Origin of the sequence: Burkholderia lata, assembly GCF_902499025.1 — a bacterium.
GTDB classification, from domain to species: domain Bacteria; phylum Pseudomonadota; class Gammaproteobacteria; order Burkholderiales; family Burkholderiaceae; genus Burkholderia; species Burkholderia lata_C.
In genome coordinates, this window is record NZ_CABVPW010000033.1 from 25,673 (window position 1) to 46,111 (window position 20,439).

The following is a 20,439-nucleotide window of genomic DNA, read 5'->3' on the forward strand; positions in this document are numbered from 1 at the left end:
CGCGTTCCTGTCTGGGCGGGCCGAAGTCCGCCGGTTTCGGGCCGCCGGTTGCTCGCGAACCCCTGTCCGCGCCGGCCAGCCTGACATCGTTCAAGTTGAGGGCATTTGCGCGAACTTCAACGCAAGCGCGGCAGACATGCCAGCACACGGCATGCCCGCGCGCCCGTCCGGTGCAGGAAACAAAAAGTAACCGATCATACGCAGCGGAAATCTGCAGGGGACGTAAGCTAGAGTCAGGCGCGCGCCTGGCGGTGACGCGCGGATTCTGCCGGAGCAAGACATGACCCCGATTCCTGCCGCGAGGTGTGCGGTATTCGCATTGACGACACTGAGCCTCGGCGGCTGCTATTACTCGAGTCCGTATGGTTATGCTCCGTACTACGCGCCGGCGCCGGCCACGCTGACGCAGCGCGAGATACCCGTCACGCCGGCTACACCGGGCCCCGCTGCGCCGGCCACCTCGGCGGCCGTCACGCCGCCTGCGGCCGAACCGGCTCCCGTCTACGTCGCGCCGGCCTATCCGCCGCCGTATCCCTATCCCTATCCATACTATGCCCCCGCGTATTACCCGGGCTGGTACGGCTGGGGGGCGCCGGCGATCTCGGTCGGCTTCTGGGGCGGCTGGGGCGGCGGCTGGCGTGGGCGCGGCGGGTACTGGCATCGTCCGTGGGGCGGCAGCCACTGGGGTGGCGGCTGGGGCGGGCATCGGCATTGACCGGCGCGCGGCGGCACCGCGCGGGAGAGCATCATGAGGAACACGATTGTCCGAAGTCTGTGCGTCGTCCTGTTCGGCCTCGCGGCCGCACCGGGCATCGCACAGGCGCAGAGCACCGGCTACACGAACGCGCCGGCCGAACTGTTCGCCGGGCCGGCGCCGGATTATCCGGTCGTCGCGCAGATTCCGCCGGGCACCGCGCTGGACGTGTTCGGCTGCCTGAGCGACTACACGTGGTGCGACGTCGCGCTGCCGGGCGTGCGCGGCTGGATCGACGCGCAACTGATCGACTATCCGTACCAGGGCGGTTACGCGCCGCTGCTTGAATATGGCGCAATCATCGGCGTGCCGATTACCGGGTTCGCGATCGGCGCGTACTGGGATCGCTATTACCGTCACCGGCCGTGGTTCCATGACCGCGACCGGTGGGAGCACCGCGCGGAACCGCGGCTCGGCCCCGGCGGCATGCCGCCGGGACAGGGACGCCCGCAACCGGGCGGGGCGGTGCAGGTCACACCGGGCGGTCCGCCACCCGTGCATGACACGCGGCCGTCCGCTGCACGCGGTGGCTGGAACGGCGCGATCCGCACGCCACCACCGGCTGCGCCGCCGCCGGCCGTCATGCGTCCGCCACCGGCCGCCGTCATGCGTCCGCCGCCCGCGCCGGGCGGTGAGGGCCGCTCGATGCCGGTACCGATGCATCCGGGCGGTGGGGGCGGTGGTTACGGCGGCGCGCGGCCGCAAGGCGGCGGGAACGGCGGCGGAAGCCACGGTGGTGGTGGCGGTGGCGGCGGAGGAGGCGGCGGCCCGGAAGAATTCCGTCACTGACGATGCCGGCGGTTTCTGCCGAAGCAGGACGAAGAAAAGCCGCTCCGGAGAGCGGCTTCTGGATCGGGCAAGCGGGCAGTCGCACGGCCCGCGGCCCGACCGGCTACGTGTTACAAGCAGCTGATGGTGCTACTGCCCCTGTCAGTCGTCGAGCAGCGACAGGTCGCGCACGGCACCCTTGTCGGCGGACATGACCAGTTTCGCGTAGGCCTTCAGCGCAGCGGACACCTTGCGCGGACGCGGTTGCACCGGCTTCCAGCCCTTCGCGTTCTGCTCTTCGCGGCGGCGCGCCAGTTCCTCGTCCGACACCAGCACGTCGATCGTGCGGTTCGGGATATCGATGCGGATCTTGTCGCCGTCGCGCACGAGGCCGATCGCGCCGCCCGCTGCCGCTTCCGGCGAGCAGTGGCCGATCGACAGACCCGACGTGCCGCCCGAGAAACGGCCGTCCGTCAGCAGCGCGCATGCCTTGCCGAGGCCCTTCGACTTGATGTAGCTGGTCGGGTAGAGCATTTCCTGCATGCCCGGGCCGCCCTTCGGGCCTTCGTAGCGCACGATCACCACGTCGCCGGCCTTGACCTTGTCGTTCAGGATGTTTTCGATTGCCTCATCCTGCGATTCGGTCACGTGCGCCGTGCCTTCGAACACGAGGATGCTTTCGTCGACGCCGGCCGTCTTCACCACGCAGCCGTCGACCGCGATGTTGCCCGTCAGCACGGCGAGCCCGCCTTCCTTCGAGAACGCGTGCTCGTACGAGCGGATGCAGCCTTCGGCGCGATCGAGGTCGAGGCTCGGCCAGCGCGTGTTCTGGCTGAACGCGACCTGCGTCGGGATGCCGGCCGGGCCGGCCTGATAGAACGTGCGGACCGCGTCGTCCTGCGTGCGGACGATATCCCACTGGTCGAGCGCATCCTTCAGCGACGGCGTGTGCACGGTCGGCACGTCGGTGTGCAGCTTGCCGGCGCGGTCGAGCTCGCCGAGGATCGCCATGATGCCGCCTGCGCGGTGCACGTCTTCGATGTGGTACTTGTTCGTGTTGGGCGCGACCTTGCACAGCTGCGGCACGACGCGCGACAGGCGGTCGATGTCCTTCATCGTGAAGTCGATGCCGGCTTCCTGCGCGATCGCCAGCAGGTGCAGGATCGTGTTGGTCGAACCACCCATCGCGATGTCGAGCGTCATTGCGTTCTCGAACGCCTTGAAGCCCACCGAGCGCGGCAGCACGCGTTCGTCGTCCTGCTCGTAGTGCTGGCGGGTGAGTTCGACGATGCGACGGCCGGCGCGCTTGAACAGCTGCTCGCGATCGGCGTGCGTGGCCACTACCGTGCCGTTGCCGGGCAGCGACAGGCCGAGCGCTTCGGTCAGGCAGTTCATCGAGTTCGCGGTGAACATGCCCGAGCACGAACCGCAGGTCGGGCAGGCCGAGCGCTCGACTTCGGCGACTTCGGCGTCGGAATACGACGGGTCGACGGCGATCACCATCGCGTCGACGAGGTCGAGCTTCTTCACTTCGATGGCCTTGGTGACCGGGTTCGCGAGGCGCGTCTTGCCCGCTTCCATCGGGCCGCCCGACACGAAGATCACCGGGATGTTGAGGCGCATCGCGGCCATCAGCATCCCCGGCGTGATCTTGTCGCAGTTCGAGATGCACACCATCGCGTCCGCGCAGTGCGCGTTCACCATGTATTCGACCGAGTCGGCGATGATGTCGCGGCTCGGCAGCGAATACAGCATGCCGTCGTGGCCCATCGCGATGCCGTCGTCGACCGCGATCGTGTTGAATTCCTTCGCGACGCCGCCGGCAGCCTCGATCTCGCGCGCGACGAGCTGGCCGAGATCCTTCAGGTGCACGTGACCCGGCACGAACTGCGTGAACGAGTTGACGACCGCGATGATCGGCTTCGAGAAATCGTCGTCTTTCATGCCGGTGGCGCGCCAGAGCGAGCGCGCACCTGCCATGTTGCGGCCGGCGGTGGAGGTTTTGGAACGGTAAGTGGGCATTGTCGTTGCTGAAGAAATATCGCGGGAAAAGGGTGGAGGCACACGGAATAAAGGCCTCTCTCGCGCCCGTGCGAACAACCTCTTGAGCTGCGCCCTGGGCAAACCGGGCGATTATCCCACAGCCGCCGCGGGCGTGGCGCCCATGGCGCTGGCGACGGGGGCGCATGGCGTGTCCGGCGTGGAAGGCGGGGGCAACGCCGGGTTGCCCGCCGGGCCGGTACGAAAGGGAGCCGCGCCGTTCCGTCGATGACGAATGTGCGCGGCCCACCGGTGCCGGCGTCAGTCGAGCAGCGCCAGGATCTCGTCGTACAGCGGCTTCGGGATCCGTACACCGTTCGCGACGCTGCGCGCGCGGGCGTCGAAGCGCCGTTGCGACGGCAGTCGCGCACCCTGCGCGACGATCGATTCGAACATCCGCTCGCCGCGGGCGAGCCCCGTGTCGAGATCGTCGCCGAGGAACACCTTCGGGTCGAACGCGATCACGAGTTCGCCATGGCACGGCGTCGCGCCGACGCCTTCGTCGAAGTCCATCGACTCGCGGCTTGTCATGTCGCCGATCAGCGCGCCGCCGAGCAGTTCGACCATCGCCGCCAGCGCCGAACCCTTGTGGCCGCCGAACGTGCGCATTGCGCCCTGCAGCGCGGCTTTCGGGTCGGTGGTCGGCCGGCCGTCGGCGTCGATTGCCCATTCCGGCGGGATCGCCTTGCCTTGCTTCGCATGCAGCTCGATGTCGCCGCGCGCGATCGCGCTCGTCGCGAAATCGAACACGAACGGCACGCCGCCCGGGCGCGGCCACGCGAACGCGATCGGGTTCGTGCCGAACACCGGCTCACGGCCGCCTTCCGGCGCGACCCAGCTATGGCTCGGATTCATCGCGATGCCGACCAACCCCTCGGCCGCGATTGCCTCGACCTCGGGCCACAGCGCGGAGAAGTGGTAGCAGTGGTTGATCGTCATCGCGGCGATGCCGTGCTGCTTCGCCATCTCGACGAGCACCGGCAGGCCCGTCTCGAAGCTCAGCAGCGAAAAGCCGCGATGTGCGTCGACCGAGACGATCGACGACGACAGTCGGCGCAGCGTCGGCACGGCTTGCGGATCGACCTTGCCCTTCTTCAGCGAACGCACGCAGACGAGCAGCCGGTACACGCCATGCGAATGGCATTCGTCGCGCTGGCCCTGCGTGATCACGCTGGCGATGGCCCGTGCATGCGCGTCGGACATCCCGTTGTGCGTCAGCACGCGCAGCGCGAGCGCGTGGACTTCATCGAGCGACAGGACGACCTCGACGATGGGCTCAGACATGGTTCGCCTCCCGCGTCGCCGGCACGCCATCGAAGCGTTGCGGCACGTTCAGCGGATTGCCGTTGCGGATCGCTTCCGGCAGCAGCGCATCCGGCAGGTCCTGATACGACACGGGGCGCAGGAAGCGCTCGATCGCGCGCGCACCGACGGACGTCGTGCGCGTGTCGGAGGTGGCCGGGAACGGGCCGCCGTGCACCATCGCATGGCCGACCTCGACACCGGTGCCGAAGCCGTTGACGAGAATGCGGCCGGCCTTGCGCTCGAGCAGCGGGCGCAGCGCGGCGAACAGTGACGCATCGCCGTCGGCGAGGTGCGCGGCGATCGTCAGCTGGCCTTCGAGCGACTTCAGCACGCGATGCAGCGTGTCGGCGTCCGGGCAACGCACGATCAGCGAAGCGGGGCCGAACACTTCGTCGCGCAGCTCGGGATGCGCGATGAAAGCGTCTGCCGAGGTTGCGAACAGCGCTGCGCGGGCCTGCAGGCGATTGCCTTCCGCGCCTTGTGCGAGCAGTTCGACGGCAGCGTGATCGCGCAACGCAGCGACACCTTGTTCGTAGCTGGCGTGGATGTGCGGCGTCAGCATCGTTTGCGCGGGCGCTGCACGTACCGCGGCGGCGGCCGTTTCCTCGAACGCGCGCAGCGCGGGCCCGCCGACCGCGAGCACGAGGCCCGGGTTCGTGCAGAACTGGCCGGCGCCGAGCGTGAGCGACGCGACGAACTGCGGCGCGATCGCATCGTGGCGCGCGTCGAGCGCGGCGGGAAACAGCAGCACGGGATTGATCGAGCTCATTTCCGCATAGACGGGAATCGGCTCGGGGCGCGCGGCCGCGATGTGCATCAGCGCGACGCCGCCGCGGCGCGAGCCGGTGAAGCCGACGGCCTTGATGCGCGGATCGGCGACGAGCGCCTGGCCGATTTCGCGCGACGCGTCGAACAGCAGCGAGAACACGCCGGCCGGCATCCCGCATTCGCGCGCGGCTTGCTGGATTGCGCGGCCGACGAGTTCCGACGTGCCCGGGTGCGCCGAATGCGCCTTGACGATCACCGGGCAGCCGGCCGCGAGCGCCGATGCGGTATCGCCGCCGGCGACCGAGAACGCGAGCGGGAAGTTCGACGCGCCGAACACGGCGACGGGCCCGACCGCGACGTTGCGCAGGCGCAGGTCGACGCGCGGCAGCGGCTTGCGCTCGGGGCGCGCCGGATCGATCCGAGCGTCGAGAAAACCGCCGTCGCGCACGAGCGACGCGAACAGCGCGAGCTGGCCGACCGTGCGGCCGCGCTCGCCTTCGATGCGGGCGCGCGGCAGGCCCGTTTCGATGACGCAGCGCTCGATCAGGTCGTCGCCGAGCGCCATGATGTGGCGGCCGATCGCGTCGAGAAACGCGGCGCGGGCCTCGAGCGACGTTTCGCGATAGGTGTCGAACGCATCGTCGGCGAGCGCGCAGGCTTGCTCCAGGTCGTGCAGGCTCGCGCCGCCGAAGGCGGGTTCGAGCCGTTCGCCGGTGGCGGCGGCGATCGCGTGGAGGGTGCCGTTCTGTCCGGCGACGGCGGACTGGCCGATCAGGAGCTGACCTGTGAGTTGCATGGTTTTCCTCGGAAAAAGCAGGGGCCGGGCGTGGGGCGCCCGGCCGAAGGGATCATGGGAAAGAGCGGGGATGCGTCAGTCCTCGTCGTCGTCGAGTTGCAGCTTGTCGGCGCGCACGCCGGTGTTGGCGCCCCAGTAGTAGATGACGAGCGCGACGGCTGCGACGACGACCGTGTCGTACGGATGCGCAAGCTGGCCCGTGCCGCCGAAGCCGCCGAGATACGACAGCACGATCATCGCGGCATAGAACGCGATCAGCCACGCGGACGAACGCACCTGCTCGGCGAGGCTCAGGTGCGCGGTCGGCACCCAGCGGCGGCACGCGAGATAGATGACGAACATCACGATCTGCAGGCCGAGTAGCCAGGACACGGTGCTCCAGCCCGACCAGTAGACGATCAGCGCGGCGATCACGAACGACGCGGGGCCGGTGATGCCGAACGCGCTTGCGCGGAACGGCCGCGGCAGGTCGGGTGCGGTGCGGCGGAGTGCGGCGACCGATACCGGCGCGACCGCATAGCTCAGCACCAGCGCGGCCGACACGATGTTGATCAGCGCTTCCCACGACGGGAACGGCAGCGTCCAGAAGATCGCGAGGCCGAACGTGAGCCACAGGCCCGCGCGCGGGATGCCCGACGCTTCGTCGACGCGCGTGAACACCTTGAAGAACGTGCCCGTCTTCGCCCAGCCGTAGACCACACGCGGCGTCGCGTTCATGTAGATGTTGCCGCAGCCGCTCGGCGAGATCATCGCGTCGGCGACGACCATCACCGCGAGCCAGCCGACGCCGAGCGCCAGCGCGATGTCGCGGTACGGCAGCGAGAACGCCTTGCTCACGTCATGCCAGCCGGCGGCGAGCATGTCGGTGGGGATGCTGCCGATGAACGCGAGCTGCAGCAGCACGTAGATCAGCGTCGACAGCAGGATCGACAGGATCAGCGCGATCGGAATCGTGCGCTGCGGATTGCGCACTTCGCTCGCGACCGACACGATCGGCGTGAGTCCGAGGTACGCGAAGATGATGCCACCCGCGGACACGGCCATCTCGATGCCCGGCATGCCGAACGGCGCGAAGCCCTGGATCGTCAGGTTCGCGGGCTTGAAGAACGTGAACAGCACCGCGATCACCGCCAGCGGCACGATGAACTTGAAGATGCTGATGATGTTGTTCGCCTTCGCGAACGTCTTCACGCTCGAATAGTTCAGGTAAAAGAAGAAGCACAGCAGCGCGGCCTGCACGAGCCAGCCGAGCGTGGTCGGGTCGCTCGATCCTTCGACGGTCAGGCCCGGAAACCACGCAGCCGCATACTGGCGCGCGGCGACGACTTCGATCGCGATCAGGCTCGAAAAGGCGATCAGCGTGATGAAGCCCATCAGGTAGCCGAGCAGCGGGCCGTGCGAGAACACCGGGTAGCGGACCACGCCGCCCGCGCGCGGCAGCGCGGCGCCGAGTTCGCAGTAGACGATGCCGAGCAGCAGCACCGCGAAGCCGCCGAGCAGCCACGAGAAGATGCCGGCCGGGCCGGCGATCGTCGACACGTGACTCGCGGCGAACAGCCACCCCGAACCGAAAATGGCGCCGAGACCGATGAACGTGAGATCGGTCAGCGACAGCTGTTTCTTGAACTTGCCGTGACCCGCGTCGGGGTGCGCGGAACGGGAAAGCGGGACAGACGGGTGAGCGTTGCCTTGGCCTGGCATGGGCTTGTCTCCTGAGGGAATATCGGCACCGGCTTGAGGTGCGCCGCGCTCCGACGGAGCAGCGGCGCTTGCCTGCCGGCCGGCATCGCCCGGTTCGAACGACCGGGGCGGGCTGCGGGGCGTTCACGCGCGGCGCGGGCTGGCGCCGGTGCGAACGGACCCTCAGGCCATGCCGGACCGGAGACGGCGGCGTGCAGGCGAAAAGCCCGCGCACCGCCGCGGGGGGAGTCGATCAGAGACCGACGTCGGGCAGTGCCGGGCGCGTTTCGAGCGCCTTCGCGACGATGGCCTTCACTTCCGCGAGCGTGTCGCCCTGCAGCGCGAGGCGCGGCGGACGCGTGATCGCGCTGCCGCGGCCGACCAGCTCTTCGCACAGCTTGATGCACTGCACGAGATCGGGGCGTGCATCGAGGTGCAGCAGCGGCATGAACCAGCGATACAGCGCGAGCGCTTCGTCGAAGCGCTTCTGCTTCGCGAGGCGGAACAGCGTCTCGCCTTCCTTCGGGAACGCGTTCGACATGCCCGACACCCAGCCTTCGGCACCGACCGCGATGCTCTCGACCACGACGTCGTCGAGGCCCGCGAACAGCACGAAACGATCGCCGACCGCATTGCGCAGGTCGATGAAGCGGCGCGTATCGCCCGACGAATCCTTGAAGCAGACGATGTTCTCGCAATCCTGCAGCGCGATCAGCACGTCGGGCGTCACGTCGTTCTTGTAGATCGGCGGGTTGTTGTAGACCATCACCGGCAGGTCGGTACTGGTTGCGACCGCGCGGAAGTGCGCGGCGGTTTCGTGCGGCTTCGCCGAGTAGACCAGCGCGGGCATCACCATCACGCCGTCGACGCCGACGCGCTGTGCTTCACGCACCGTGTTGCGCGCGAATTCGGTCGTGAACTCGGCGATGCCGGCGATCACCGGAATCTTGCCGCCGGCCGCGTCGCGTGCGGCCTCGATCACCTGGAGCTTCTCGCTCGTCGACAGCGACGTGTTTTCGCCGACCGTGCCGCAGACCACGAGGCCCGACACGCCGTCGTTCACCAGGTTCTTCACCACGCGGTGCGTGGCATCGATGTCGAGGGAAAAGTCCGGCTTGAACTGGGTGCTGACGGCCGGGAAAACCCCGGTCCACTGAATGGCGTTTCGGCTCACTTCAATCTCCTACGTGTTTGTATCGGTCGGCCGACAGGTGTCGGTGTGGCAACCAGTATCGCCGCGCAAATGCCCATCACGCTTGAGTCGTATCGCGGAGCAAAATGACGAAATCGGCACAGCGGCCGGACGGCGCGGGAAGGACGCTCCGCACTATGCCGATTTCGTCGTCGTCCTCATCGAAAAGCCACAAGCGGGCGGACGCGCGACGGAGGAAGCTGTGCTCCTTTCCCCACTTCGGACGGCTCATGATGAAGCGCATCCAGATCATCGATTCGCACACGGGCGGCGAACCCACTCGGCTCGTCGTGTCCGGCTTCCCCGCGCTCGGCAGCGGCACGATGGCCGAGCGCCGCGACGTGCTCGCGCGCGAGCACGACCGTTACCGCACCGCCTGCATTCTCGAGCCGCGCGGCAGCGACGTGCTGGTCGGCGCGCTGCTGTGCGAGCCCGTGTCGCCCGATGCGGCGGCCGGCGTGATCTTCTTCAACAATAGCGGCTATCTCGGGATGTGCGGGCACGGCACGATCGGCGTCGTACGCACGCTGCACCATATGGGACGCATCGCGCCCGGCGTGCACCGGATCGAAACGCCGGTCGGCACCGTCGAGGCAACGCTGCACGACGACCTGTCGGTCAGCGTGCGCAACGTACTCGCGTATCGCCATGCGAAGGGCGTCGAGCTCGACGTGCCGGGTTACGGCCCCGTAAAGGGCGACATCGCGTGGGGCGGCAACTGGTTCTTCCTGATCAGCGACCACGGGCAGCGCGTCGCCGGCGACAACGTCGCGGCGCTCACCGCGTATGCGTCGGCCGTGCGCGAAGGGCTCGAACGCGCGGGCATCACCGGCGCGAACGGCGGCGAGATCGACCATATCGAGCTGTTCGCCGACGATCCCGAACACGACAGCCGCAGCTTCGTGCTGTGTCCGGGCCTCGCATATGACCGTTCGCCGTGCGGCACCGGCACGAGCGCGAAGCTCGCGTGCCTCGCGGCCGACGGCAAGCTCGCGCCGGGCGCGGTGTGGCGGCAGGCGAGCGTGATCGGCAGCGTGTTCCAGGCGAGCTACGAAGCGGCCGACGGCGGCATCGTGCCGACGATTCGCGGCAGCGCGCACCTGAGCGCGGAAGCGACGCTGCTGATCGAGGAAGACGATCCGTTCGGCTGGGGCATTGCGCCGTGAGCGAAACGAAGACCGACGTCGTCGTGATCGGCGCCGGCATCGTCGGCGCCGCGTGCGCGCACGAACTCGCGCAGCGCGGGCTGCGCGTGCTCGTCGTCGACGACGCGAGCGGCGGGGCAACCGGCGCGGGCATGGGGCACCTCGTCGCGATGGACGACAACGCGGCCGAACTCGCGCTCAGCCATTACTCGATCGAACTGTGGCGCGCGCTGAGCGGCGAGATGCCCGAAGGGTGCGCGTACCGCAACTGCGGCACGCTGTGGCTCGCCGCCGATGCGCACGAAATGGATCTGGCGCGCGCGAAGCAGGCGACGCTGGCCGCGCACGGCGTGGCGGGCGAGCTGATCGACGCGGCGACGCTCGCGCAACTGGAGCCGATGCTGCGCACGGGCCTGGGCGGCGCGCTGAAGATTCCCGGCGATGCGATCCTCTATGCGCCCGTTACCGCGAACTGGCTGCTGCAGCGCGCGCCGCGCATCACGTTGCGGCGCGACCGGGCCGTCGCGGTTGATGGCCCGAGCGTGACGCTCGCGAGCGGCGACACGCTGCGCGCGGAGCGGGTGGTCGTTGCGAACGGCGTTGCCGCGCGCACGCTGCTGCCCGAGCTGCCGCTGCGCCCGAAAAAGGGCCATCTGCTGATTACCGACCGCTATCCGGGCCAGGTGTCGCACCAGCTCGTCGAGCTGGGCTATGCGGCGAGCGCACATGCGAGCGACGGCACGTCGGTCGCGTTCAACGTGCAGCCGCGGCCGACCGGCCAGTTGCTGATCGGCTCGTCGCGCCAGTTCGACACCGAGGACGCGCAAGTCGAGCCGCCCGTGCTGGCGCGCATGCTGCGCCGCGCAGTCGGCTATCTGCCCGACCTGGCCGACCTGAACGGCATCCGCGCATGGACGGGTTTTCGTTCCGCGAGCCCCGACGGGCTGCCGCTGCTCGGCGAGCATCCGGCGCGGCCGGGCGTGTGGCTCGCGGTCGGGCACGAAGGGCTCGGCGTGACGACCGCACCCGGCAGCGCGCGGCTCGTCGCTGCGCTGATGGCTGGCGAGCGGCCGTCCATCGATATCGAACCGTATTTGCCGGGACGCTTCCTGAGCGCGTCCCTTGTAGCCGGAGCGCTGACATGAAACGCCCCCCACGCTCACTTCGTTCGCTGTCGACCGGAGTTGGCGCTTCAGCGCTTACGCCGGTCCCATGCACGGCACCCCCCGCGGGGGCGGTCAGCCCCGTTGGGGCGGCTCGGCGGAGACTGACATGATCATTCATCTGGACGGCCGCGCGCTGACGGTGGCAGACGGCGCGACCGTCGCGGCCGCCGTCGCGACGAGCGGCGACGACACGACGCGGGTGTCGTGCACGGGCGCGGCGCGTGCGCCGTTTTGCGGGATGGGCATCTGCCAGGAGTGCAGGATGACGATCGACGGCCGCCGCCGGCTGGCTTGCCAGACGCTGTGCCGCGACGGGATGCAGGTGGAGCGCACGCGATGAAACAGGAACGACTGAGCGTGGACGTCGCGATCGTCGGCGCGGGCCCGGCCGGCCTGTCGGCCGCGCGGGCTGCCGTGCGAAGCGGTGCAACGGTGGCGATCGTCGACGACAACCCGCGCGCGGGCGGGCAGATCTGGCGACAGGGCGCAGCGGCCACACCGGTGCCGGCCGCCGCCGAGCGGCTCGCCGTGTTGCGGCAGCCGAACGTCACGCATCTCGCGGCGACGCGCATCGTCGCCGAAACGCAGCCGGGCACGCTGCTGCTCGAAGACGACGAACGCGGGTTGCTGCTCGACTACCGCACGCTGATTCTTTGCTGCGGCGCACGTGAGCTGCTGCTGCCGTTTCCGGGCTGGACGCTGCCGGGCGTCACCGGCGCGGGCGGTTTGCAGGCACTGATCAAGTACGGCCTCGACGTACACGGGCAGCGCACGGTGATCGCGGGCAGCGGGCCGCTGCTGCTGGCGAGCGCGGCGACGGCCCGCCAGGCCGGCGCGCGCGTGTCGCACGTGCTCGAACAGGCCGCATGGGGCGACGTGGCCGGTTTCGGTGCGGGGCTGTGGCGCTGGCCGTCGAAGCTCGCACAGGCCGCAAAGCTCGTCACGGCCGTTTATCGGCCCGATGCGCATGTCGTCGAAGCGTTCGGCGACAAGCGGCTCGAACGCGTGCGGATTCGTCAGGGCGATCGCGAATTCGACGTCGATTGCGACCGGCTCGCGTGCGGTTTCGGCCTCGTGCCGAATACGGTGCTGCCGAGCCATCTCGGCTGCCGGATCGACAACGGCGCGGTGGCGGTCGACGCACACCAGCGCACGAGCCGCGACGGCGTTTTCGCGGCTGGCGAGTGTACGGGTGTCGGCGGCAGCGAGCTGGCGATGGTCGAAGGCGAAATCGCCGGTTTGGCGGCGACCGGGCAGACGGCGCCGTTGGCTGCGCTGGTTACGCAGCGTGCGCACTGGCAGGCGTTTGCCGATGCCGTACGCGAGCGCTTCGCGATCCGCGAACCGATCCGCCGGCTTGCGCGGCCCGATACGCTGCTGTGTCGCTGCGAAGATGTGCGTTTCGATGCAGTCGAGCAAGCGCCGGGCTGGACGGCCGCGAAACTGCAGTCACGCTGCGGGATGGGTGCATGCCAGGGCCGCGTGTGTGGCGCGGCCGCGCAGGCACTGTTCGGCTGGACGCCGCCGGCGCCGCGTACGCCGCTCGTGCCCGCGCGGGTCGGCACATTGATGCTGGACGGCACGGCATCCTGCGACGGCGCGTGATGTGATGCATCGCGGCGTCGTGGTGGCTCGGCCCGGTTGACGCCGGGCCGAGCCACATTCAATCCGCCTTCACTTTCTCCCATCCGCCGACCTGCGGCGCCGCACAGGCACGCAGGCATTCGATCGTCGCGGCCACGGCCGCGCGATTTGCGCTGTCGGGGTGCCAGTACATCGACACCGCGCCCTGGCCTTCGAGCTGCATCGGCAGGATCCGGATCGCGTTCAATTGCGCGAAGCGCTGCGCGGCACGATGCGACGCGACGCCGAGCAGGTCGGTGTTGTTCAGCAGCGTGAGGTTGAGGATCGACGAATTCGATTCGACGCAGTGCGGCGGCCGCACGCGGCCGGCGGCCGTCAGCGCGGTCTCCAGTGCGTTGTGCACGGGCGTGCCCGCCGGCCATACGATCCACGAATAGGCGAGCACGTCGTCCCAGCCGACCGACGCCGCGCCGGCGAGCGCATGGCCGGGCCGCGCGACGAACACGACCGGATCGACATACAGCGCTTCGGCGTGGAGCAGCGGATCGACGGATGTCGATCCCGAGCGGCCCACGACGATATCCAGTTCGCTGCGCGCGAGCTGCGGCATCAACTGGTTCATCGTGCTCTCGGTCATCCGAACCTGTGCGCGCGGCATCCGTTTCAGCAACTGCGACACCGCGAGCGGCACCGTGTCGGCCGCCGCCACGCCCGACGTGCCGATCGTCACGAGGCCGCTGCCGCCTTCCCGCAATGCGGCCATGTCGTCGCGCGCGACGTCGAGCTGCGCTTCGACGCGGCGCGCATGCTCGATCAGCGCTTCGCCGTAGGGTGTCGGCCGCAGGCCGCGCGCATGCCGCTCGAATAGCGGCAGCCCGACATCCTCCTCCAGTTCCTTCAGCCATTTCGACAGCGCGGGCTGCGTAGTCGCGAGCGCGACCGCCGACTGGCTCAGATTGCCGGTGCCGGCAAGGCTCAACAGTACCTGCAGATGCCGCAATCGCAGCCGGTGGGTCCAGTCCATCACATGCCTCGTCGCGAGAAGGTATATCCAGAATCATATGGATTAGATGATTTCGCCATTTTACCGGGTATGTCTGGGTCGAATATAAATCACCTGACGGACTGCAGCACGGTCCCCGCCCCGACATAGCGCCGACGCCGATCGGCCGACTCCAAGGAGACATCATGACGACCCAGCCGGACGCGTCGCGCGCCGCCTACTACGCCCGGATCGCCGAGCAACGCCTGGCGCCGCTGTGGGAATCGCTGCACAACCTCGTGCCGAAAACCCCGCAGCCGGCCGCGCAGGCCGCGATCTGGAAGTACGCACAGGTGCGCGACCTCGTGATGCAGGCCGGCAGCGTGATCAGCGCGGAAGAAGCCGTGCGTCGCGTGCTGGTGCTGGAGAACCCGGGGCTGCCCGGCAAGTCGAGCATGACGCCGACCCTGTACGCGGGCCTGCAACTGATCCTGCCGGGCGAGATCGCGCCGAGCCACCGGCATACGCAGTCGGCGCTGCGCTTCATCGTCGAAGGGTGCGGCGCGTGGACGGCCGTGAACGGCGAGCGCACGACGATGCATCCGGGCGATTTCATCATCACGCCGTCGTGGGCATGGCATGACCACGGCAACCCGTCGGAGGAAGAGGGCGGCGAGCCGGTCGTGTGGCTCGACGGGCTCGACATCCCGCTGCTCGCGAACCTCGACGCGGGTTTCGCGGAGAACTACCCGGAAGCCGTGCAGCCCGTGAATCGCCCGGAAGGCGACAGCTTCGCGCGCTTCGGTCACAACATGGTGCCGGTGCGGCACCGCGCGAGCGATCCGTCGTCGCCGGTGTTCAGCTACCCGTATGCACGCACCCGCGAGGCGCTCGACGCGCTGTACCGGAACGGCGAGCTCGATGCGTGGGACGGCGTGAAGCTGCGCTACGTGAACCCCGCGACGGGCGGCTGGCCGATGCCGACGATCGCCACCTTCATGCAGTTCCTGCCCGCCGGTTTCGACGGCCGCACGTATCGCAGCACCGACGCGACGATCTACTGCGTCGTCGAAGGCAGCGGCACCGCGCACATCGGCGGTAACGCCTTCGAATTCGAGCCGCACGACATTTTCGTCGCGCCGTCGTGGGCGCCCGTGCGGCTGTCCGCGTCGTCCGACAGCGTGCTGTTCAGCTATTCCGACCGGCCCGTGCTGTCCGCGCTGAACCTGCTGCGTGAAGCGCGCGACTGACGCCGGCTGCTTTCAACGATTCGTTTCCCGATTCCCGTTTTCCGTGCGCCGTCACCGCGCGCGCCCCTTCATTCGTATTTCCGCTGGAGCCATTCATGACTTTCGTTTTCCCGCCCGAAGCGCCCGTGGCGCTTCCCGTCGTCGGCAGCGACGCGCAGTTCGCGGTACGCCGCGTCTATTGCGTCGGCCGCAACTACGCAGCCCACGCACGCGAAATGGGCTTCGATCCCGATCGCGAGCCGCCGTTCTTCTTCTGCAAGCCGGCCGATTCGATCGTGCCGGTCGCATACGGCGAAACGCTCGATCTCGCGTATCCGTCGCAGACGCAGAACTATCACTACGAAGCCGAACTCGTCGCGGTGATCGGCAAGGGCGGGTCGGACATTCCGCTCGAGCGTGCGCTCGAACACGTGTGGGGCTATGCGGTCGGCCTCGACATGACGCGCCGCGACCTGCAGATGAAGATGCGCGAAATGGGCCGGCCGTGGGAGATCGGCAAGGCGTTCGACCGCTCCGCGCCGATCGGGCCCGTGCATCCGGCGAGTGACGTCGGTCATTTCGAGCAGGGCGGCTTGTGGCTGACCGTCAACGATGCGACGAAGCAGAAGAGCGACGTGTCGCACCTGATCTGGTCGGTCGCGGAAACGGTGGCCGACCTGTCGAAGTTCTTCCGCCTCGAACCGGGCGACGTGATCTTCACGGGTACGCCCGAAGGCGTCGGCGCGGTGGTCGCGGGCGACGTGATGAAGGTCGGCGTCGAACGGCTCGGCGAACTGACCGTGCGCGTGGTCTGACGCATCTTCCTCGAAAGGCGACATCGTGCAACTGCATAGCTTCTTCAACAGTTCGACGTCCTACCGGGTGCGCATCGCGCTCGCGCTGAAAGGGCTGCCGTACGACACGCTGCCGGTGAACATCCGCACCGGCGAGCATCGCGACGCGGCCTACGTCGCGAACGTGAACCCGTCGGCCGCGGTGCCGGCGCTGGTCGACGGCGATTTCCGTCTCGGCCAGTCGCTCGCGATCCTCGATTACCTCGACCAGATCCATCCGGAACCGCGGCTGATCCCGCAGGAGCCGCATCGCCGGGCACGCGTGCTGGAACTGGCCACGCTGATCGCATGCGACATCCATCCCGTCAACAACCTGCGCGTGCTGCGCTATCTCGACGCCGAGTTGAAGGTCACGCCGCAGCAGAAGACCGCGTGGTACCGGCACTGGATCGCGGAAGGGATGGCGGGCGTCGAGCGGCTGCTCGCGCGCGCGGACGAGGGCCCGTGGTGTTTCGGCGATACGCCGACGCTCGCCGACGTATGCCTCGTGCCACAGGTCGCGAATGCGTTGCGGATGGATTGCGACCTGAGCGCCTATCCGCGCAGCCTCGCGATCTATGAACACGCGCGGAACGAGCCGGCGTTCGAGGCCGCGCAACCGCAGCGGCAACCGGATTACGTCGCGTAACACGAAGCAGGAGACATACATGGGCGAGACAAAACACAACGGCCGGCGCGTGCTGGTGATCGGCGGCGGCATCGGCGGGCTCGCGGCGGCGCTCGCGCTTGCGCGCCAGGGCATTCGCGTGAAGCTGCTGGAACAGGCCGATCGGATCGGCGAAATCGGCGCCGGGATCCAGCTCGCGGCGAACGCGTTCAACGCGCTCGACGCGCTGGGTGTCGGCGAGGCCGCGCGCAGCCGGGCCGTGTTCACCGACTGGCTGCAACTGATGGACGCGATCGATGCACGCGAGGTTGCGCGCATCGATACGGGCGCCGCGTACCGCGAGCGCTTCGGCAATCCGTATGCGGTGATTCATCGCGCGGACATTCACCTGTCGATCTATGAGGCGGTCAAGGATCATCCGCTGATCGAATTCCGGACGAGCACGCAGGTGTGCGGCTTCGAGCAGGACGGCAACGGCGTGACCGTGACCGACCAGCACGGCGAACGGTATCGCGCCGATGCGGTGATCGGCTGCGACGGCGTGAAATCCGCGATCCGTCATGCGCTGATCGGCGACGCGCATCGCGTGACGGGCCACGTCGTGTATCGCGCGGTGGTCGACGTCGAGAACATGCCGCAGGACCTGCAGATCAATGCGCCGGTCGTGTGGGCCGGCCCGCATTGCCATCTCGTCCACTATCCGCTGCGCGGCGGGCGGCAGTACAACCTCGTCGTCACGTTCCACAGCCGCGAGCAGGAAACCTGGGGCGTGCGCGAGGGGAGCAAGGAGGAAGTGCTGTCGTACTTCGACGGCATCCATTCGCTGCCGAAGCAGATGCTCGACCGGCCGACGTCGTGGAAGCGTTGGGCGACCGCCGATCGCGATCCGGTCGAACGCTGGAGCGCGGGCCGCGCGACGGTGCTCGGCGACGCCGCGCATCCGATGACGCAATACATCGCGCAGGGCGCGTGCCAGGCGCTCGAGGACGCCGTGACGCTCGGTGCGGCCGTTGCCCGGACCGACGGGGATTTCGAAGCCGCGTTCGCACTGTACGAGCGTGTGCGGATTCCGCGCACCGCGCGCGTGCTGTATTCGGCACGCGAGATGGGGCGGATCTATCACGCGAAGGGCGTCGAGCGGCAGGTGCGCAACGGGCTCTGGGTCGGCCGCACGCAGGCGCAGTTCTACGACGCGCTCGACTGGCTGCACGGCTGGCGCGCGGAGGATTGCCTGAAGTCCGTCGCGTAACGCGGCACGGTCAGCCCGATTCCGGCGGCGCGCATTCGACGACACGACGCGCGACCGCCTTCCTGGAGGAGACACCATCATGACCGATACGCTGTCCATCGACGTCAGCGAATGGATCGACCGGCATCGCGTTGCGCCGTTTCAGGCCGCGATCGTCGTCCTGTGCTTTCTGATCGTCGCGATCGACGGTTTCGATACCGCATCGATCGGTTTCATCGCCCCCGTCATCCGCGCGGAATGGGGGCTGTCGCCCGCGCAGCTCGCGCCGGTGTTCGGCGCGGGGCTCGCCGGGCTGATGGCCGGCGCGCTCGTGTTCGGGCCGTTCGGTGACCGGTTCGGCCGCAAGCGGCTGCTGCTCGCGTGCGTGGCGTGCTTCGGCATCGCGAGCGCCGCGTCGGCGAGTGCAGGCGGCCTAAACGAGCTGATCGTGTGGCGCTTCGTGACCGGGCTCGGGCTTGGCGGCGCGATGCCCAATGCGATCACGCTGACGTCCGAGTACTGCCCGGCACGCCGTCGCTCGCTGCTGGTGACGACGATGTTCTGCGGCTTCACGATCGGCTCCGCGCTCGGCGGGCTCGCGGCCGCGTCTCTGATCGAGCACCACGGCTGGCGCTCGGTGCTCGTCGTCGGCGGCGCCGCACCGTTGCTGCTGCTGCCGGTGCTTGCGTGGCGGCTGCCGGAATCGGTGCGCTATCTCGTCAACACAGGCGCGGCGCACGAACGGATCGCGGCGATGCTCGGTCGTATCGCACCGGATCCGCATCTTGCAAATGCGGCGTTCATCGCGCCCGCCGGCAAGCCGGCCGGATCGCCGCTCGGCCGCCTGTTCGGCGCCGACCTGCTGCGCGGCACGCTGCTGCTGTGGCTCACGTTCTTCATGAGCCTGCTCGTGATCTACCTGCTGTCGAGCTGGCTGCCGACGCTGCTGCGCACGACCGGCGCGACGCTGCAGACGGCCGCGCGCGTGACCGCGATGTTCCAGATCGGCGGCACGCTCGGCGCGATCGTCCTCGGCGGGCTGATGGATCGCTTCGACCCGCATCGCGTGCTGGCCTGCAGCTATACGGCGGCCGGCGTATTCGTCGCCGCGATCGACATGTTTGCCGCGTCGCCGTGGGGCGCTGCGCTCGCCGTGTTCGCGGCCGGCTTCTGCGTGTCGGGCTCGCAGGTTGGCGCGAATGCGCTGTCGGCCGCGTTCTATCCGACCGAGTGCCGCACCACCGGCGTGAGCTGGGCGAACGGGATTGGTCGCGGCGGCTCGGTCGTCGGATCGATGGCGGGCGGCGCGATGCTGGCGATGGGCGTGCCGTTGTCGACTGCGTTTGCTGTCGTCGCGGCGCCGTGCGTGATCGCGGGGATTGCGGTGCTGGCGCTCGGTGCGGTGCGTGCCGATGCGGCGCGCATGCCTGCCGCGAAGGCGATGGCGGGCGAGCAGGCCTGAACAAAGGACGCGACGCAAGGCCGCCTGCCTCTGTCGGCAAGCGGCTGGGAGCAACATTATATAAATTAATATAATATTGATGCTTTAATTGTCTCCCTGCGCCGATGAACGACGATCTTTCCGCCGGGTTGCCGGAATCCGCCCAGATGCGCGCGGCCGCCGAATCGGCCTGCGCGCTGCTCAAGGTGCTGTCGAATCCCGACCGGCTGCTGCTGCTCTGCGAACTGTCCCAGGGCGAGCGCTGCGTCAGCGATCTCGAGACAGCGCTGGATATCCGCCAGCCGACGCTGTCGCAGCAGCTCGGCGTGTTGCGGGACAACGCGCTGGTTCGCACGCGCCGGGACGGCAAGAACATCCACTATTCGCTCGACAGCCCGGCCGCGATCGCGGTGATGGGCGTGCTGTACGAGCAGTTCTGCGGCCCGGCCGCGAAGGGGCGGCGCGATGCAGCTTGATGCGCTTCATTTCACGCCGTGGCTGTCGCTGGCCGGTGGCGTGCTGATCGGGCTCGCGGCCGCGTGGCTCGTTGCATTCAACGGCCGGATTGCCGGCATCAGCGGCATCGTTGGCGGTCTGCTCACGGCGCGCGCCGGCGAGCGCAACTGGCGCGCCGCGTTCGTCGCCGGGCTGATCGCCGCGCCGCTCGTGATGTACGTCGCCGGGAACAGCCTGACGCCGCAGGTCGACGCAGGCTGGGTCGAACTGGTGGCGGCCGGGCTGCTGGTCGGCGTCGGCACGCGGTACGCGGGCGGCTGCACGAGCGGCCACGGCGTGTGCGGGATGTCGCGCGGTGCGCTGCGTTCGGTGGTCGCGACGGTGGTCTTCATGGTCGCAGGCTTCGTGACCGTCTTCGTGCGACGGCACGTGCTGGGAGGCTGA

At 68.7% G+C, this 20,439-nt stretch carries 19 protein-coding genes; 13 read left to right on the forward strand and 6 right to left on the reverse strand.

The window, feature by feature from the left end:
• Window positions 1-280 precede the first annotated feature (280 nt).
• Window positions 281-715: a hypothetical protein gene (locus tag BDI24065_RS28815; RefSeq protein WP_175034107.1), complete on the forward strand. Its 435-nt coding sequence runs from the start codon at window positions 281-283 to the stop codon at window positions 713-715.
• Between the two features lie 33 nt (window positions 716-748).
• A complete protein-coding gene (locus tag BDI24065_RS28820) occupies window positions 749-1,543 on the forward strand; it encodes an SH3 domain-containing protein (protein ID WP_175034108.1) in 795 nt (264 codons plus the stop codon).
• Window positions 1,544-1,684: 141 nt separating this feature from the next.
• On the opposite strand, the gene ilvD is transcribed toward BDI24065_RS28820, so the two are convergent.
• The 5 genes from ilvD to BDI24065_RS28845 all read right to left on the reverse strand — a co-directional run bounded on the left by ilvD (window position 1,685) and on the right by BDI24065_RS28845 (window position 9,285).
• A complete protein-coding gene (ilvD, locus tag BDI24065_RS28825) occupies window positions 1,685-3,544 on the reverse strand; it encodes a dihydroxy-acid dehydratase (protein ID WP_175034109.1) in 1,860 nt (619 codons plus the stop codon).
• A gap of 279 nt (window positions 3,545-3,823) precedes the next feature.
• Entirely contained in the window at window positions 3,824-4,846 is a 1,023-nt protein-coding gene (locus BDI24065_RS28830; protein WP_175034110.1) for an Ldh family oxidoreductase, read from the reverse strand.
• Window positions 4,839-6,431, reverse strand: coding sequence for an aldehyde dehydrogenase (NADP(+)) (locus tag BDI24065_RS28835; RefSeq protein WP_175034111.1), 1,593 nt, complete (start codon window positions 6,429-6,431; stop codon window positions 4,839-4,841). Before BDI24065_RS28835 ends, BDI24065_RS28830 begins: the two co-directional genes overlap by 8 nt.
• Window positions 6,432-6,506: 75 nt before the next feature.
• Complete coding sequence (locus BDI24065_RS28840) at window positions 6,507-8,132, reverse strand: APC family permease (protein WP_175034112.1); 1,626 nt, start codon at window positions 8,130-8,132, stop codon at window positions 6,507-6,509.
• A 232-nt stretch (window positions 8,133-8,364) separates the two neighbouring features.
• Window positions 8,365-9,285, reverse strand: coding sequence for a dihydrodipicolinate synthase family protein (locus BDI24065_RS28845; protein WP_006484863.1), 921 nt, complete (start codon window positions 9,283-9,285; stop codon window positions 8,365-8,367).
• 251 nt (window positions 9,286-9,536) lie between these two features.
• On the opposite strand from BDI24065_RS28845, the gene BDI24065_RS28850 reads away from it, so the two are divergent.
• The 4 genes from BDI24065_RS28850 (at window position 9,537) to BDI24065_RS28865 (ending at window position 13,219) form a co-directional block, all read left to right on the forward strand.
• Entirely contained in the window at window positions 9,537-10,469 is a 933-nt protein-coding gene (locus BDI24065_RS28850) for a 4-hydroxyproline epimerase (RefSeq protein WP_175034166.1), read from the forward strand.
• A complete protein-coding gene (locus BDI24065_RS28855) occupies window positions 10,466-11,593 on the forward strand; it encodes an NAD(P)/FAD-dependent oxidoreductase (RefSeq protein ID WP_175034113.1) in 1,128 nt (375 codons plus the stop codon). The genes BDI24065_RS28850 and BDI24065_RS28855 overlap by 4 nt, the downstream gene beginning before the upstream one ends.
• Window positions 11,594-11,720: 127 nt before the next feature.
• Window positions 11,721-11,954 carry a 2Fe-2S iron-sulfur cluster-binding protein gene (locus BDI24065_RS28860; protein WP_175034114.1) on the forward strand — a complete coding sequence of 78 codons (234 nt, stop codon included), beginning with the start codon at window positions 11,721-11,723 and terminating at the stop codon, window positions 11,952-11,954.
• Entirely contained in the window at window positions 11,951-13,219 is a 1,269-nt protein-coding gene (locus BDI24065_RS28865) for an NAD(P)/FAD-dependent oxidoreductase (protein ID WP_175034115.1), read from the forward strand. The genes BDI24065_RS28860 and BDI24065_RS28865 overlap by 4 nt, the downstream gene beginning before the upstream one ends.
• 58 nt (window positions 13,220-13,277) lie before the next feature.
• Here BDI24065_RS28865 and BDI24065_RS28870 read toward each other — a convergent pair whose 3' ends face one another.
• Entirely contained in the window at window positions 13,278-14,222 is a 945-nt protein-coding gene (locus tag BDI24065_RS28870; protein ID WP_175034116.1) for a LysR substrate-binding domain-containing protein, read from the reverse strand.
• 164 nt (window positions 14,223-14,386) lie between these two features.
• On the opposite strand from BDI24065_RS28870, the gene gtdA reads away from it, so the two are divergent.
• The 7 genes from gtdA (at window position 14,387) to BDI24065_RS28905 (ending at window position 20,439) form a co-directional block, all read left to right on the forward strand.
• The gene (gene gtdA, locus BDI24065_RS28875; RefSeq protein ID WP_175034117.1) at window positions 14,387-15,430 is read left to right on the forward strand and encodes a gentisate 1,2-dioxygenase; all 1,044 of its coding nucleotides are present in this window, start codon (window positions 14,387-14,389) and stop codon (window positions 15,428-15,430) included.
• 95 nt (window positions 15,431-15,525) lie between these two features.
• Entirely contained in the window at window positions 15,526-16,224 is a 699-nt protein-coding gene (locus tag BDI24065_RS28880) for a fumarylacetoacetate hydrolase family protein (protein ID WP_175034118.1), read from the forward strand.
• A 25-nt stretch (window positions 16,225-16,249) separates the two neighbouring features.
• Complete coding sequence (gene maiA, locus BDI24065_RS28885) at window positions 16,250-16,891, forward strand: maleylacetoacetate isomerase (RefSeq protein ID WP_175034119.1); 642 nt, start codon at window positions 16,250-16,252, stop codon at window positions 16,889-16,891.
• Between the two features lie 19 nt (window positions 16,892-16,910).
• Complete coding sequence (locus BDI24065_RS28890) at window positions 16,911-18,119, forward strand: 3-hydroxybenzoate 6-monooxygenase (protein WP_175034120.1); 1,209 nt, start codon at window positions 16,911-16,913, stop codon at window positions 18,117-18,119.
• 79 nt (window positions 18,120-18,198) lie between these two features.
• A complete protein-coding gene (locus tag BDI24065_RS28895) occupies window positions 18,199-19,560 on the forward strand; it encodes an MFS transporter (protein WP_175034121.1) in 1,362 nt (453 codons plus the stop codon).
• 104 nt (window positions 19,561-19,664) lie between these two features.
• Entirely contained in the window at window positions 19,665-20,015 is a 351-nt protein-coding gene (locus tag BDI24065_RS28900; protein WP_175034122.1) for an ArsR/SmtB family transcription factor, read from the forward strand.
• Entirely contained in the window at window positions 20,005-20,439 is a 435-nt protein-coding gene (locus tag BDI24065_RS28905; protein WP_175034123.1) for a YeeE/YedE family protein, read from the forward strand. The genes BDI24065_RS28900 and BDI24065_RS28905 overlap by 11 nt, the downstream gene beginning before the upstream one ends.